The 14,736-nt window shown below is 64.0% G+C and carries 13 protein-coding genes and 1 tRNA gene; all 14 read right to left on the reverse strand.

Annotation, left to right across the window (positions count from 1 at the left end; translation table 11 throughout):
- Positions 1-333 precede the first annotated feature (333 nt).
- Positions 334-1,971, reverse strand: a complete 1,638-nt coding sequence (gene groL, locus COLINT_RS07965; RefSeq protein WP_006723970.1) for a chaperonin GroEL — start codon at positions 1,969-1,971, stop codon at positions 334-336.
- A gap of 187 nt (positions 1,972-2,158) precedes the next feature.
- Entirely contained in the window at positions 2,159-2,446 is a 288-nt protein-coding gene (locus COLINT_RS07970; RefSeq protein WP_006723971.1) for a co-chaperone GroES, read from the reverse strand.
- A 244-nt stretch (positions 2,447-2,690) separates the two neighbouring features.
- Positions 2,691-4,340, reverse strand: coding sequence for an amidohydrolase (locus COLINT_RS07975; RefSeq protein ID WP_006723972.1), 1,650 nt, complete (start codon positions 4,338-4,340; stop codon positions 2,691-2,693).
- 414 nt (positions 4,341-4,754) lie between these two features.
- Positions 4,755-4,830: transfer RNA gene (locus tag COLINT_RS07980), tRNA-Thr, on the reverse strand.
- Between the two features lie 110 nt (positions 4,831-4,940).
- Positions 4,941-5,756, reverse strand: a complete 816-nt coding sequence (locus COLINT_RS07985) for a purine-nucleoside phosphorylase (RefSeq protein ID WP_156780387.1) — start codon at positions 5,754-5,756, stop codon at positions 4,941-4,943.
- A 350-nt stretch (positions 5,757-6,106) separates the two neighbouring features.
- Entirely contained in the window at positions 6,107-7,312 is a 1,206-nt protein-coding gene (locus COLINT_RS07990) for a SurA N-terminal domain-containing protein (protein ID WP_006723975.1), read from the reverse strand.
- 229 nt (positions 7,313-7,541) lie between these two features.
- A complete protein-coding gene (locus COLINT_RS07995) occupies positions 7,542-8,627 on the reverse strand; it encodes an isocitrate/isopropylmalate dehydrogenase family protein (RefSeq protein ID WP_006723976.1) in 1,086 nt (361 codons plus the stop codon).
- A 3-nt stretch (positions 8,628-8,630) separates the two neighbouring features.
- Positions 8,631-9,326 carry a hypothetical protein gene (locus COLINT_RS08000; protein WP_006723977.1) on the reverse strand — a complete coding sequence of 232 codons (696 nt, stop codon included), beginning with the start codon at positions 9,324-9,326 and terminating at the stop codon, positions 8,631-8,633.
- 182 nt (positions 9,327-9,508) lie between these two features.
- Positions 9,509-9,949 carry a hypothetical protein gene (locus COLINT_RS08005; RefSeq protein WP_006723978.1) on the reverse strand — a complete coding sequence of 147 codons (441 nt, stop codon included), beginning with the start codon at positions 9,947-9,949 and terminating at the stop codon, positions 9,509-9,511.
- A gap of 6 nt (positions 9,950-9,955) precedes the next feature.
- A complete protein-coding gene (locus COLINT_RS08010) occupies positions 9,956-11,056 on the reverse strand; it encodes an NAD(P)-dependent oxidoreductase (protein WP_006723979.1) in 1,101 nt (366 codons plus the stop codon).
- Between the two features lie 89 nt (positions 11,057-11,145).
- Positions 11,146-12,102: a DegV family protein gene (locus tag COLINT_RS08015; protein WP_006723980.1), complete on the reverse strand. Its 957-nt coding sequence runs from the start codon at positions 12,100-12,102 to the stop codon at positions 11,146-11,148.
- Positions 12,103-12,176: 74 nt separating this feature from the next.
- Entirely contained in the window at positions 12,177-12,761 is a 585-nt protein-coding gene (hpf, locus tag COLINT_RS08020) for a ribosome hibernation-promoting factor, HPF/YfiA family (RefSeq protein WP_006723981.1), read from the reverse strand.
- Between the two features lie 165 nt (positions 12,762-12,926).
- Complete coding sequence (locus tag COLINT_RS08025) at positions 12,927-13,886, reverse strand: transporter substrate-binding domain-containing protein (RefSeq protein WP_006723982.1); 960 nt, start codon at positions 13,884-13,886, stop codon at positions 12,927-12,929.
- A gap of 489 nt (positions 13,887-14,375) precedes the next feature.
- The coding region (locus tag COLINT_RS08030) for a ComF family protein (protein WP_006723983.1) at positions 14,376-14,736 on the reverse strand (361 nt) is incomplete at its 5' end.

The following is a 14,736-nucleotide window of genomic DNA, read 5'->3' on the forward strand; positions in this document are numbered from 1 at the left end:
CGATGGGATCGAAAATGTTCTTTTACTCATTCATCTCCAATCGGTTATGCCGTTTCTACGGCTAAACAAACAATTGCAGACAATATCATTCAGTATCGAACATTTCTTTCATACTTCCGTGATTGGTAGTTCAGCGTCGACCAACGGCACTTGCCACGTCCCAATCTCAGAAACCCCGACCGCCAGAGCGCCCACTTGCACACCCCAATGACCCATCCGCCCTGCGCGCAGCATTGTCCGGCATAGAAATGAAGAACCCCGGCAATCACGAAGCGCCCAATCAGGCATTCGTGATTGCCGGGGGATTCCGGTGAGTTATCTAAACCTTACGGCTTAGTACATGCCGCCGCCCTGGGCGCCGGCGGTAGCGGCCGCGATGGCGTCCTCGAGCTGGGTGTTCTTGGGCACGTCGGAAACGGTGGCCTCGGTGATGAGGATGAGGGAAGCCACGGAGGCGGCGTTCTGCAGGGTGGTGCGGGTGACCTTGACCGGGTCGAGCACGCCCATGTCGATCATGTTGCCCCACTCGCCGTTGGCGGAGTTCAGGCCCTCGCCCGCGGGGAGCTCGGAGACCTTGTCAACGATGACAGCGCCCTCGTAACCGGCGTTCTTGGCGATGGTGGCCACGGGAGCGGTCAGGGCCTTCTTGATGATGTCGATGCCGATCTGCTCCTCGGGATCGGAGATCTCGATGTTCTCGAGCGCAGGCAGGGCGTCCATGAAGGCGACACCGCCGCCGGCGACGATGCCCTCCTCGACGGCCGCGCGGGTGGCCTGCAGGGCATCCTCGACGCGGTGCTTGATCTCCTTGAGCTCGGTCTCGGTAGCGGCACCGACCTTGATCACGGCCACACCGCCGGAGAGCTTGGCCAGGCGCTCCTGGAGCTTCTCGCGATCGAACTCGGACTCGGTGTGCTCCATCTCGCCCTTGATGGCGGCCACGCGGTCGGCGATGGCCTCCTTGGTGCCAGCACCGTCGACGATGGTGGTGTTGTCCTTGGTGATGGTCACGCTCTTGGCGGTACCGAGCATGTCGGCGGTGATGTCGGCGACCTTGATGCCGAGCTCGTCGAGCGCGGCCTGGCCACCGGTGAGGATAGCGATGTCCTCGAGCAGGCGCTTGCGGCGATCGCCGTAGCCGGGGGCCTTGACGGCGCAGACGTTGAGGGCGCCGCGGATCTTGTTCAGGACCAGGGTGGGCAGAGCCTCACCGTCGATGTCCTCGGCGATGATGAGCAGGCCCTTGCCGGCACGGGAGACGGCCTCGAGCACGGGCATGATGTCCTGGACGTTGGAGATCTTCTGGTCGGTGATGAGGATATAGGGATCCTTCATCACGGCCTCCATGCGGTCGTTGTCCGTGACGAAGTACGCGGAGACATAGCCCTTATCGAACTGCATGCCCTCGACGGTGTCGATGGTGATATCGAAAGTCTGGGAATCCTCGACGGTAATGACGCCGTCCTTGCCCACGACATCCATGGCGTCGGCGATCTTGTTGCCGACCTCGGCGTCACCAGCGGAGATGGTGCCGACGGAAGCAATCTGCTCCTTGGTCTCGACCGGCTTGGCGAGGCTCTTCATCTCGGCCACGGCGGCGTTGACGGCCTTGTCGATACCGCGGCGGATGGCCAGCGGGTTGGCGCCGGCGGCGACGTTCTTGAGACCGTCGTTCACGATGGCCTGGGCCAGCAGCGTAGCGGTGGTGGTGCCGTCACCCACGGTGTCGTTGGTCTTGGTGGCGACCTCCTTGACCAGCTGGGCGCCCATGTTCTCGATGTTGTCCTCGAGCTCAATCTCCTTGGCGACGGAAACGCCGTCGTTGGTGATCATGGGAGCGCCGAAGGAGCGCTGCAGGGCGACATAGCGGCCCTTGGGGCCCATGGTGACGGTCACGGCGTCGGCCAGGGTGTTGACGCCCTTGGCGAGCTTGGCGCGAGCGTCGGTATCGAACGTGATGTTCTTAGCCATTTGATGTTCCTCCAAATGTGTTATTAGGGACGGGTGCAAATTACATATCCGTCTCAGGACCTCGTTTTAGGGACAGTCCCCAATTTGAGGTCGCGGTTTGTCGGCTGCGGCTGAGTCGCGTGCCGCAGCCGACACCTCAATTTGAGGACAGCCCCCAAATTGAGGTTCGGGAAATGCGTAGACGGGGCTACTCGACGACGGCGTAGATGTCGTCGGCGCGCATGAGCAGGTACTCCTCGCCGTCGACCTTGATCTCGTTGCCACCGAACTTGCCGTAGATCACGACGTCGCCCTCGTGGACGTCGAGCGGGATGCGCTCGCCGCGGTCGTTCATCTTGCCGGCGCCCACGGCGACGACGGTGCCGCGCTGGGGCTTCTCCTGAGCGCTGCTGGCGATATAGAGACCGGAAGCGGTCTTCTGCTCGACGGCGTCGGGCTTGATCAGAACGCGATCTGCAAGCGGCTTCAAAGACATGCTTGTCTCCTCCTTTTGCTGGGGTCCGGCACATGCCGGCGGTCCATGCGGTTTGTGTACGCGTTGAATAGTACCCAGCCGTACGGACTTATACAACGTCACTTCAAAAAATCTTATAAAGCGGCACTTAGATTTCCTGAGCGTTGAATTACCAGCGGTAGGCGGTCGACAGAGGACTGAACGAAAACACTTTCGACTATCGTTGCCGAAAGCGCGAAGTATGCCCAGAACAGGGAGCCTGCTCCTACCGTTCGTACACTCGCTCGCCCGCCACATACGTGGCCACGACCCGAGCGCCCTGGATCTCGCTCGGATCACATGCGGTAATGTCGCGGTCCAGCACCACGAAGTCCGCCAGGTATCCGGGCGCAATCTGCCCCAGCTCATCCTCGCGGCCCGCCGCTGCGGCGCTGCCGGCGGTGTAGATGCGCAGGGCCTCGGCGGCGCTGATGCGCTCACCCGGCAGCCATCCACCCGCGGGCTCATGCGTGAACGGGTCCTGGCGCGTCACGGCGCAGTACAGCACGTCCATGCTGGTCACGGCCGTGATCGGAGAATCAGTGCCAAAGGCCTGTTCAACGCCGCGGTCCTCATAAGTCGCAAAGGGCCACATAACCCGGCTGCGCTCCTCGCCCAGATCGCGCTCGGGGCCGCCCGGATCGAGCGTGATGTGGCCGGGCTGGGAACTCGCCAAAATGCCGAGTTCGGCCAAACGATCGATGTCCTCGGGCAGCAGGTTCTCGAGGTGCTCGAGCGTGTTGCGCCCCTGCATGGGCGCCCCGTACCAGGCCATCGCCTCGCCGAAGATGTCGATGGCCTCGTGGATGGCGCGGTCGCCGATGGTGTGGATGCGCACGGAGTGACCGCGCTCGGCAGCGGCGAGGACCAGCTCGCGCATGCGATCGGCCGGTACCGTGGGGCGACCGCAGTCGCCGTCAAAGCGTGCATTCGTATAAGGCTCGGTCAGCCACGCGGTGTGCTGGCTGCTCACGCCGTCGAAGAACTGCTTGAAGCCCGGAGCGCGCAGCAGGGGGAACTCATCGCCCGCATAACGGTCCTGCAAATCCTCGAGGCGCGACTGATCGTCGAGCAGCGTGGGGCACATGTGCACGCGCAGGGTGAGCTTGCCCTCGCGCGAGAGCTTCTCATACACGTCGTCGCGGATGAAATCGCAGCCGGGATGCGGCATGAGGGCCATGTCGCAGATCGAGGTGATGCCCTGCTCCGCCATGCGCGCCATCTGGGCTTCGTAGGCGGAGGCGATGTCTTCCTCAGTGAGCCACTCGAGGCAGCGCGGTAAGAGCTCCATCGCCGCGGCCTCGCGGATGATGCCCGTGAGCTCACCGTTCTCATCCTTGTCGTAACTGCCGCCCTGCGGGGGCACGGAATCACGCGTGACGCCGAGGGCGTTAAGGGCGCACGTGTTCATCCAGAGCGTATGACCGTCGCCCGAGTACATCACGCAGGGACGGTCGGGGAATGCCTCGTCGAGCGAATGCTTGGTGGGCGGCACGGGCGGGTCCCAGCGGTAATCACGCCAACCCTGGGTGACCACCCAGGCATGCTCGGGAAGCCCCTTCGCGAATTCGACCGTCCGCTCGACGAGCTCGGCCTCGCTCTCCCCCATGTGCATGAGCAGGTAGGGCGACCCCCCGAGGGCAGTATGGAAGAAATGCAGATGAGCGTCGTGAAAGCCGGGGCAGATGAGGGCATCGCCGTAATCGAGCACGGGAGTCGATGCGGGACAAGAGGCGATCACATCCTGCAGGGAGCCCGTCGCCACGACCCGCTCCCCCGCCACGGCGAACGCCAGGGGCCGGGCGGCGCACTCCACAGGGGCGCTCGTAAACACGCGTGTGGACGTGACGATGTAATCGACCTGGGTGAATTCCATGTTTCGCTCCTGACCGCAGTGTGCTCTCATCTTGCTGAAATTGTCAGGCGGGCACCCGAAAAACTCAAGGTGTACGTTTTGGGGAAGGTTTTGACTCAAATCACGTCGAACGCCCTTTGCTCGCTTTGCGCGACCTGGGGTTTTGCTGCCGGATTGCCGCGCACAATGCCGTAATTCGATCAAAACGTTCCCCAAAACGTACACTTTGCGGAAAAGGACCCCCGGACACGGCTTTAAATCGTCGAAAGCCTTCCATCGAACGCAAAAGACATGTAGACAGTGGGGAAACCCCCAACGAGCCAAAGGCGCTCACGTGCGGGTGAAAAGATTCCCCCAGCACTTACACGCTGTCAAAAAATGCGACGTATAAAGAAAAAAGCCAGACACACACGGTGCCTGGCCTTTAAAATTCGATGGAGCCAGCGACCGGGCTCGAACCGGTGACCCCCGCTTTACGAGAGCGGTGCTCTGCCAACTGAGCTACGCTGGCGACTCCATGGCGGAGCGGACTGAGCCGTTCCGACGATTGTCTATAGTACGTGGAAATGCGCTCCCGCGCAAGTGCCTAACGCACGGTTAGAAAAACTCTTCTCCACGCGCTTATGCACCGATACGGCGGATCGTGGCGAGGGCAAGGGCCTGCATCGCCTCGGCGGCCGCGTCGGCGGCGCCCAGCACCTTGGCGTGGCTTTCGCCCGGACAGCCGGCCTTGTTGGTGACGAGCGCGATTCCGAGCACCTCCATCCCCATGGCGCGGGCCATGATGGCCTCGCACACGGTCGACATGCCCACGTAATCGGCACCGAGCGTGCCGAGCATGCGGATCTCGGCGGGCGTCTCGTAGCTGGGACCGAGGAGGCCGGCGTACACACCCTCTGCGAGCTCCATGCCAAGCTCGGACGCAGCCTCGCGCGCCAGGCCGGAGAGATACGGGGAGTAGGCCCCCGCCATCGAGACAAACGGACTGTCCAGGCCGGCTGCGGCAACGCCCGCGGGCGATGCGAGCGGGTTGCGTCCGGTGAGGTTGATCTGATCGGTGATGATGCCGACGGTACCAGGAGCGATGGCGCCCACCGCGCCGGTCGCACAGCTCAACACGATGCTGCGGCAACCCAGCTTGTGAGCATGCCGCACGAGCGAGGTCACCTGCAGGGCATCGTAACCCTGGTACATGTGCACGCGACCGGGATACACCACCACGGGCACGCCATCGAGCTCACCCACGAGAACCGTGAAGCTATGGCCCTCCACCGGGATCGCCTCCGTGGGGAACCCATCGATGTCGCTGTACGGGATGTGTCGCACCACGCGAACGCGCTCACCCAGCGAACCCAGACCGCTGCCCAGCACGATGGCGATCGGATGCTCCATGGTCGGCTTGCACCATGCGGCAACTTTCTCAAACGTCTCGTCCATGACGACCGTCCTTTCTCCTTGCATAAGCCGGAGGCGGGTCGAGCCCCTCCCCCACAGGCACTTCTTCAGCATAGCAAGTCACCCGTTTGCGGCAGGCGCAACCCGTGAGCGGCTCCGATGACGAGCTGGGCGTCACAACGCGCAGGTCCAGCGCGTAGATTCGGCACAAAAAATGGTCGCGATGTGCCAGGCTGTCGCAGCGTGGCACATCGCAACCAAAACGGCGGGCGCGGCGGGCGGTTACGGTCGTAAATTGCCTGCCTGTCACAGAGCGGCACATCGCGACCAAACCTCGAGATGCCGCAGCACATTCAGCCGGCGCGCGCGGCTAGCGCAAGCAGCCGAGCATCTTAGGCATACAGGCCAAAGAGCTCGACATCAGCCTCGCCGAAGAGCTCGTTGACATAGGACGTCCACTTGGCGTTCGCGCCCTGCGACTCGAGCATGTACTGCTGGTACGCGACGGCATAGGCCTTCTGGGCCTGGGCATAGGTCGCAGACTCGGGAGTGATCTCCTCGCCGGCGAGCGCGGTGGCGTAAGCGCCGTCGAGCTTAGCCCAGGTACCAGCCTCGGCATCCCACTCCTTACCAGCCAGATCGATGATATAGGCGGCGTACTCGGCCTTGGCCTCGTTCTCGTCGCCGCTCTCGGGCTCGGCGGGGGCCTCGGGCATGGCGGGCGCGTCGTCCATCACGCTCTGATACAGCTTTTGGATGGTGCCCTGCTCACGCACGATCTGCTTTGCCTGATCCTCACTCACGCCGTACTGATCGGCGATAGCGGAGAAGTCGGAGGTGCCCAGGGAGGCCTCGGCAGAGGAAGAAAGATCTTCATCACTCAGCTCGATGCCTTGCTTGGACGCCTCCTCCAACAGGATGCGGTTGCGCACATAGGAAAGAACCGCGTCAGCGGAAGGAGCGGGGTAGTTGCCGCCCTCGTCCTTCACGCTGTCGAGGCTGTACTGGCTCTCGATGGCCTCACGGGCACTGATCTTGTGCGAGGCCCCCTTGAACTTCCAGGTTGCGACCGTCGCGTCGAGCTCGCTCTCCGCAAAAACGGGAGCGCTCACGCCCTTGGAGCCAAAGCCGCCGGAACCAAGGAAGTAACCGGAAACACCGGCAACGATCACGGCGACGAGCGCGCCGGCGATGAAGTACTTATGCTTGCCCATCATTGCTCGCTGCATGCGCGTCTTCTTCGGGCGCGCCGCGCGCGATGTGACGGCAGGGGCGGCGGTAGAGGAATCCGCAGAGGCGTCTGCCGCGGGCTCGGAGTCCTCCACGCCCTCGGGCTCGGGCTCGCCATCGGCCTCGCCGGCGTCGGCGGCGCCGCCCTCCTCGGCGTCGGCATCCAACAGCTCGGGATCGGCCTCGAGCTCACGCTCGGCCTCGGCGGCCGCCGTCTTGCCGGAAATGTCCTCGGCGGTCAGGCCCTCGTGAATTTCCACGTGCTCGACCTCATCATCGCTGTTCGGGCCCTCGCCGCGGCCGACGACCTCGATCCCGTCGATGTACTCGTTATCCTCGGAATCGTCCTTCTTCATGATCAGACCCATGCGGTCCGCTCCCTTCACCTTACCTGGCGGATTGTCGTATCAAGCCGATACGATACCCAAAAATAAACGGGGATACGCCTCAAAACGAGCGCATCCCCGTTAAGGTTTGCTTAATTGCACAATGTGATGCCCCAGTGCGACGCCGCGCGCATCGATACCGCGGATCGGCGCAAAAGGGAAGGGTCACACCTCATGTGTAAAATGCACCCGTCCCCAATTACACATCCGGCTACGAAAGGTGCGCGATGACCGCGTCGGCGTAATCCTGCGTCCCCGCAGCACCCTCGGCGCTACCGGTAAGTGCGCGCTGCACATCCCCGGTGACGCACGTCCCCTCGGCGAGCGTGGCGCGAACAGCCGCGCGGATGCGCTCGGCGGCATCGGCCTCGCCCAAGTGGTCGAGCATCATCGCAGCGGAGAGAATCTCGGCCGTGGGATTGGCGATGTCCTTACCCGCGATATCGGGCGCACTGCCATGCGTGGGCTCGAAGATCGCCGCGTCCGTGCCGATATTGGCACCGGGCGCCATGCCAAGACCGCCCACCAAACCGGCGCACAGGTCGCTCACGATGTCGCCATACAGGTTCAGGCATACGAGCACATCGAAATCACGGGGCTCCTGAACCAGGCCCATGCACGTGGCGTCCACGATCTTATCGTTGAACTCGATATCGGGATAGCGCTCAGCCACCTCGCGCGCCACACGCAGATACAGACCGTCGGTCGCCTTCATGATATTGGCTTTGTGCACGCACGTGACCTTCTTGCGACCGCAGCGACGGGCGTACTCGAACGCGTACTCGACGATACGGCGCGAACGCTCGATGGAGATCGGCTTGATGGAAATAGCCGAATCGGAGGCGAAGGGCTTCTGACCAGATGCCTCGACGAGCTCGGCGAGCTTCACGACCTCGGGCGCACCCTCGTCGAACTCGATGCCCGCGTAGAGGTCCTCGGTGTTCTCGCGCACGATCACCAGGTCGACGTCGCGGTAGCGCGAGCCGTCGCCGGGCTGGGAAAGGCAGGGGCGCACGCAGGCATACAGGTCGAACTCCTTACGCAGGGCGACATTGACGCTGCGGAAGCCCGTGCCCACCGGCGTGGTGATGGGGCCCTTGATGGCAACCTTGGTGGAACGCACAGCCTCGAGCACATGCTCGGGCAGCGGCGTGCCGTACTCATCCATCACGCCGGCACCGGCGTTCTGGACATTCCAGTTGATCTGGACACCGGTTGCCTCGACCACACGGCGCATCGCGCTCGTGATCTCGGGGCCGATGCCGTCACCGGGGATCAGTACAACGTCGTGGGCCATGAGTTACTCCTCGTCTTCGTCCTCGGCATCGCTCTTCTTGGCGCGTACCTTCTTCTGCGGGTTGTCGAGCTTGAAGCGCTTGACCAGCGCGTCGTAAATCTCACGCGAGCGGACGCGCAGGTAGCTGCCCTTGCCGTTCTCGGCGTCGAACTGGAGTCGGCCGGCTAGCTCGGCGGCAACGGAACCCGAGATCTGACCATGCGCGAAGGAGAAGAGCAGTGCCAGCATATCGCGGTACTCAAGATCACCGTGATAGCACTGGATGGCCTCGTCGATGATGGGCCACACCTTCTCGGAGCGGCGGCGCTCCGTGGCGCCCCACACTACGAGGAAACGGAAGGCGGACAAGCGCAGCGGGGCCGAAATCTCATCGAACAGGGCGGCCTCGGCGCCCTCGTACGCGGCGCCGCACTCCTTGGCATGCTCGGGAACGAGCAGCGTCAATGCGTCGAGCACCTCCCAGCGGGTCTGGGCCTCCGGGCGATACAGGGCGTCCACCAGCTGCTCGATAAAGGGGGCGAGCAGATCGGGCTCGCGCTCGGCGAGCAGGTTCACCACGCGTCCGGCGAGCTGGCGGGTGCGACGGCTCGAGCTGGACAGGTCCTCGATGAGGGCGGACAGGGCGTCGGCACTGTTCTCGACGCTCGCGAGGCGGGCGGCCTCCTCGGGGGAAAGCTCGACAAGGTTCTCTTCTGCCATGGGTGCGTACCTCTTATCTTTCTCTTGCGGCGAACATCCGAATTATCGTATGGACGGGCCCATCGGTCCAGGGCAAATGTGCACGGTCGAAAGGCCTGAAGCGAGCTCTGGGCGCAACCGCCGCCCGCGGGACCCATCCGAGTGCGCCCGCGGAAAGTCCGCGGGCGCTCGGGGTGTTGTTTTTAGGCGTCGCGGGACTGCCTTGAGGGCGAACCCGCAGAGCCCTTGTCGTCGATTGAAATCAAGTCGGGGCCGGCCTCTCCGGTCTTGCGACGGCGACGATACGCCTCGCCGGTACCCTTCTCGGCGACCTTTCGATGGCGCTTGTTGACGTCCATGAAGTTATCGAGCCACTTCCAGGGGCCCGAAGATTCGCCGAAGCCCATCTTGAGGCCGGCGATGTACCCGGCCAAGACGCCCATCAAGATGATTTGGATCATCATGGCGGGAGTGAGCGCAACTGCCAGCACGACCGCGACGAGGCCTCCGATATTGGCGGCCCAGTAGGCGCGCGCGGTGACGAGGTAGCGACGGCCCAGTTCCTGACCGATCAGAAAACCGATGTAGACGGCAAAGCCGAACACCATGACATAGGTGATGATGTAGACCCAGTTAGCCGGCATGCCCGCTTACCCCTCGTGATGGTGACCGCAATGACACTCGTGGCCCTCGCCGTGACCGTGGCCACCGCAGCACTCGTGGTCTTCGCCGTGGCCGTGGCCGCCGCAGCAGCACTCGTGGTCCTCGCCGTGGCCGTGGCCATGGTCGTGACCGCAGCCGCAATCGCACTCATCGTCGTGCTCGTGCTGGGCCGCGTAAAGCGACCAATCCAGACCCGCGGCGACGGCTTCGGCCTCCTCCTGGTACAGCAGGCTGATGGCCTGGGTGCCCATGCGGCCGCCGCCGATGGCGTCGAGCATGTCATACAGGGTGAACGCGGTATCGGCGCCGGGCAGGGCGATCTCCTTCTCCTCGGCGACCGTGAGCGCCAAGCCCAGGTCCTTGAGGAAGTGCTCGACCAGGAAGCCGGGCTTGTAGTCGCCGTCGATCGCCTTAGGGGCGAGCTGCTGCATGGCGCCGGAGTTGCCCGTACCGGAGCAGATCATCTCGCGCACCTGCTCGACGTCGAGATCGTTTTGCTGAGCAAAGGAGAGGGCGTCGGCCATGCCTACCATGGCGCTCGCCAGGGCGACCTGGTTGGAGAGCTTCGCGGCCTGGCCCTTGCCGGCACCGCCGAAGCAGCAGATCTTGGAGGTGAAGGTCTCGAGCACCTCGCGGACGGGCTCGATATCGCGCTCGGTAGCGCCGATGATGGCCGTGAGGGTGCCGGCGATGGCACCGGACTCGCCGCCCGTCACGGGGCAGTCGAAGGCGTGCTTGCCGCACACCTCGGCGGCGCCGGCGATATCGCGGGCGAGCTCGGGCGCGCTGGTGGTGAGGTCGATGAGGTAGGCACCATCCTTGGCAGAGGCCAGCAGGCCCTCGCCCGCCAGGTAGACCTCCTCCACATCCGTGGGGAAGCCGACCATGCTAAAGACCACGTCGGCGTCCTTGGCGGCCTCGGCGACGGAATCGGCCCAGGCGGCGCCGCGCTCGATGAGGTCGGCGGCCTTTTCCTTGGTGCGGTTGTAGACGGTGAGCTCGTAGCCCGCGTCCATGATGTGGCCGGCAATGGGTGCGCCCATGATGCCGGTGCCGATGAAGGCGATCTTGAGGTTCTTGCTTGCCATATGCAACGCTCCTTTTGACGTTTGTTCGACGAATGGGCGACGATGGCGGATGCCACCGCCGGAGCCAGGCGGACCGACCCCGGTGCTCGCTATTCCCCGCGGACGCGGCTGGCGATGCGGTCGGTCAGGGAGATCTTCTCCGAGCGGTTCTTACCCCAGAAGATAAGGGCGACCATACCCGGTCCGACATGCGAGCCGATCGTAGGACCCACCGAACCGCGCAGGATGGTGAGGTCCGCACAGCCGGGCTCCTTACGAACGGCAGCCTCGAGCCAATCGGCATCCTTCTCGGCGTCGGAGGAGACGATGGCGAGCGGCAGAGTCGGGTCGAACTCGTAGTTCTCGGTGAATGACTTGATAAGCGACTTGAGCGCCTTCTTGCGGCCGCGGTTCACGCCGATGAGCGAAAGGGCCCCGGCCAGGTCGAAGGACAGCTCGGGCTTGATATCGAGCTTGGAGGAGAGGGACGCCGCTGCGGGCGGGATGCGTCCGCCGGCGGAGAGCGCATCGAGGCTGTCCAGGGTGAAGTAACCGTGGATGTAGGTCTTTGCCTCATTGGCCCATTCGGCCAGCTGGCGCGCGCTCAGACCGGCCGCGCGCTGACGCACGGCCTCCATGGCGAGCAGCTCGCCGCACGCGCAGGGCAGTGCGTTGTCCACCACGTAGAGCTCGAAATCGGGATGATCGGCGCGCACTTGCTCGGCCGCATGGCAGGCGGAGTTGTAGCTTGAGGAGAGCGCGCTCGTGAAGCACAGATACACCGTGGGCGTGCCCTCTTCGGCGCATTTGGTGAAGAACTCGAGGTACTGACCGATCGAGATCGCCGAGGTCGAGGCCTTGGAGCCCTCACGCAGCTTGTCGTAGAACTCCGAAGGGGTGATGGTGCTCCAGATATCGTCGGTGTACTCGACGCCATCGAGGATGTAGGGAAATCCCAAGATGTCCACTTCGAGTGTGGCCGCGATCTCGGGGGTGAGATCGGCACAGGTGTCGATAACGATGCGGCACATGCGCGGGACCTCGTACGAGGCGGTGGTGTTGCCCATGGACGCTCCTCAATACAGCAAGGCGGCCACCCACATGGGATGGCCGCCATCCAGATCATGCAATGGACGCTATTTTACTCGCCCTCGACCTCGATTTTGGGCTTGATGATGCCGTATCCACCATTCTTACGGTGATACACCACATTGACCAGGCCGGTGACGCTGTTCTCGAACACGTAGAAGTCATGGCCGATCAGATCGGTCTGAACGAGCGCTTCCTCATCGGTCATGGGGGTGAGCTCAACCTCCTTGACACGCACGAGCTGGTCGTCCTCATCCTCGGGGAGCAGCAGATCGGCCAGATCGGCGACGGGCTCGACAGGGGCGACCTCGGCGGCGGACAGACCCTGCTGACGGTTGTCGACCACGCGCGTCTTGAACTTGCGGAGCTGGCGCGTCACCTTTTCGGCGGCGAGGTCGATCGCGGCATACATGTCCGCACCGTGCTCGGCCACGCGGATCACCGAACCGCGGGCACGGACCGTGACCTCGACGATGGCGGGGTTGGGGTTGGAGGGGTTCTTCTCATAGCGCAGGACGACATCGGCGGTCATGGGCTCGATGTCGAACACTTTGAGGGCTTCGCCGATCTTCTCATCGACATGCGCACGCAGAGCATCGGTGACCGTGGTCTTGCGACCGGAGACCTTGATTTCCATACGTGGCTCCAATCTATCCGGGGATAGTACTCGTACAGCTGTTGTACCCAAGTTGGATGAAGACACACGTGGGGAAATTGTGCTCCCGTTCGCTGGAGCGTCCGAACCGACCGCCGAATTCCCATGCGCTGCATGGGCGCGAACGGGTAGCGGAGAAAGTCGGGCCTAGCCCAGGGAGTTCAGGCTGTCGGACTGCGCGAGCTCGCCCGATTCGCCCCCAGAAGCGGGGGTTTCCTCGTTTTCGGGGGCCTCCTGCTCGAACGTCACGCCATCAAGCGCGAGATCGTCGAGGCTGAAGGGCAGGTCGCCGTACCACAGGCGAAAAATAGCCTCGAGCGTGCCGTCGGACAGGGCATCTTCGAGAATCCCCATCGCCTGATCGGCAAGATCCGTACCGGAAGCGGCGATGGCGTCGTAAGAGACCATCGGGGCGATGGTACCCACAAACACGGTGCCGGGATAGGCGCGGGCCAGGTAGGCGCCGGCGGTGGAGTCGCAGGCGACGTAGTCGACCTCGCCGGCGGCAAGCGCCTCGAAGCACTCGTTCACGTTCGACTTGGTCTTGAGGGTGGTGTCGATGCCCGCGGAGTCCATGGCATCTTGCGCGGCGGAATCGGACTGGACGGCGACGACGGCACCCTGCAGGGTGGTTGCCGAAACCGTGGGGACCTCACGCGAACCATCGGCCGACTTGGCAAAGATGGAGGAGGCGTTTTGCACCAGGACGCCGCTCTCGACGACACCGTCCTCGCCGGTACGGGCGCCGATATAGAGGTCGGCCTTGCCCTTGGAAAGCGAGCCCGTGACGTCGGCGGAGGAAACGACGCGCAGGTCGAGGCCCATGCGCTCGGCGAGCAGGCGGGCGATATCGGCGTAGTAACCGCTCGGCTTGCCCTCGTGGTCCGTCATGGCCTGGGGGGCGTCGGTCATGTCCATGGCAACGGTGAGGACACCGTCCTCGATAAGGTCGTCTGCTCCAAGAGTCGCCTTGACGGGCTCGGGCTCGACCTCGGCGCGCGTGGGCGTGGTCAGCGAACAACCCGACAGGCTCATCGCCATCGCACATGCGAACGCAACCAGGCCGGCCATACCTTTGCGACCTGCAACGAACTTGCGACCGATCATCTCGGCACTCCCCCACTCTCCATGCGGCCCCTGCGGCCGGCACCCCGAACGCCCGCGCACGGGCGCGCGGGCGGCAGCTGTCACGATCCCCCCAGCTGACCTGGTTTTTGACCCCACACTTGCGCACCGGGGCGTTTGCTCGTACCGCCGCGGCGGTATCACGACTAACCCGCTCGCCCGCGAGGCACGTATTGCCTCAAAAAAGTAGCGACGGGCGGTGCGACTTACTTCTAGGACGCGCCATGATCGCCCTCGCGCGCACGCGACGGCTTACGTGGATCCCTTCGACCGCGTCTGTCTTGGACTGAGGAGCGCGACGAACCGATAGTCCGCGCGCACCCGCAACCACAGCCTGGGAGGAACTTCGGGGCATTATACCGCAGGTAACGTGCAGATTGCGCACGGGTGCGGGCACAATCGCCCGCCCCATCGCACGGCGACAGCCATCCTGTGGGAAACGGGATGGCGATTCCCCCGCGGCCCATCGCCTCAACCCCATACGCGGGCGAACGCGAGACCGTCGACGCGCGAGGCACCCGCGGCCCTGAGTGCCGATGCCGCCGCGGACATGGTCGCTCCCGTGGTGATGACATCGTCGATCAGCAAAATGCGCTTGCCCCTCACGGGAAGTACGACCTCGTAGGCGCCGAGGGCCTCGGCCAGGCGGTCGGCGCGCCCGAGTTCGCGCTGGTCGGATGAACCGTGCTTGACCAGGGCATCCAGCAAGGGAATATCCGAGCGCCCGCCCAGATGCCGCGCGATGAGCTCCATGTGGTCGAACCCGCGACGACGGAAGGCCGCAGCCGTGGCGGGGACGAACACCACCGCGTCCGCGCGGACGAGCAACCCT

Origin of the sequence: Collinsella intestinalis DSM 13280, from assembly GCF_000156175.1 — a bacterium.
In the GTDB taxonomy this organism is placed as follows: Bacteria; Actinomycetota; Coriobacteriia; order Coriobacteriales; family Coriobacteriaceae; genus Collinsella; species Collinsella intestinalis.

Excerpts from the sequence above, each read along its gene's own strand:
- groL (WP_006723970.1), bottom strand. The coding sequence starts at position 1,971 with ATGGCTAAGAACATCACGTTCGATACCGACGCTCGCGCCAAGCTCGCC.
- COLINT_RS07970 (WP_006723971.1), bottom strand. The coding sequence starts at position 2,446 with ATGTCTTTGAAGCCGCTTGCAGATCGCGTTCTGATCAAGCCCGACGCC.
- COLINT_RS07975 (WP_006723972.1), bottom strand. The coding sequence starts at position 4,340 with ATGGAATTCACCCAGGTCGATTACATCGTCACGTCCACACGCGTGTTT.
- COLINT_RS07985 (WP_156780387.1), bottom strand. The coding sequence starts at position 5,756 with ATGGACGAGACGTTTGAGAAAGTTGCCGCATGGTGCAAGCCGACCATG.
- COLINT_RS07990 (WP_006723975.1), bottom strand. The coding sequence starts at position 7,312 with ATGGGTCTGATCATGAAGAAGGACGATTCCGAGGATAACGAGTACATC.
- COLINT_RS07995 (WP_006723976.1), bottom strand. The coding sequence starts at position 8,627 with ATGGCCCACGACGTTGTACTGATCCCCGGTGACGGCATCGGCCCCGAG.
- COLINT_RS08000 (WP_006723977.1), bottom strand. The coding sequence starts at position 9,326 with ATGGCAGAAGAGAACCTTGTCGAGCTTTCCCCCGAGGAGGCCGCCCGC.
- COLINT_RS08005 (WP_006723978.1), bottom strand. The coding sequence starts at position 9,949 with ATGCCGGCTAACTGGGTCTACATCATCACCTATGTCATGGTGTTCGGC.
- COLINT_RS08010 (WP_006723979.1), bottom strand. The coding sequence starts at position 11,056 with ATGGCAAGCAAGAACCTCAAGATCGCCTTCATCGGCACCGGCATCATG.
- COLINT_RS08015 (WP_006723980.1), bottom strand. The coding sequence starts at position 12,102 with ATGGGCAACACCACCGCCTCGTACGAGGTCCCGCGCATGTGCCGCATC.
- hpf (WP_006723981.1), bottom strand. The coding sequence starts at position 12,761 with ATGGAAATCAAGGTCTCCGGTCGCAAGACCACGGTCACCGATGCTCTG.
- COLINT_RS08025 (WP_006723982.1), bottom strand. The coding sequence starts at position 13,886 with ATGATCGGTCGCAAGTTCGTTGCAGGTCGCAAAGGTATGGCCGGCCTG.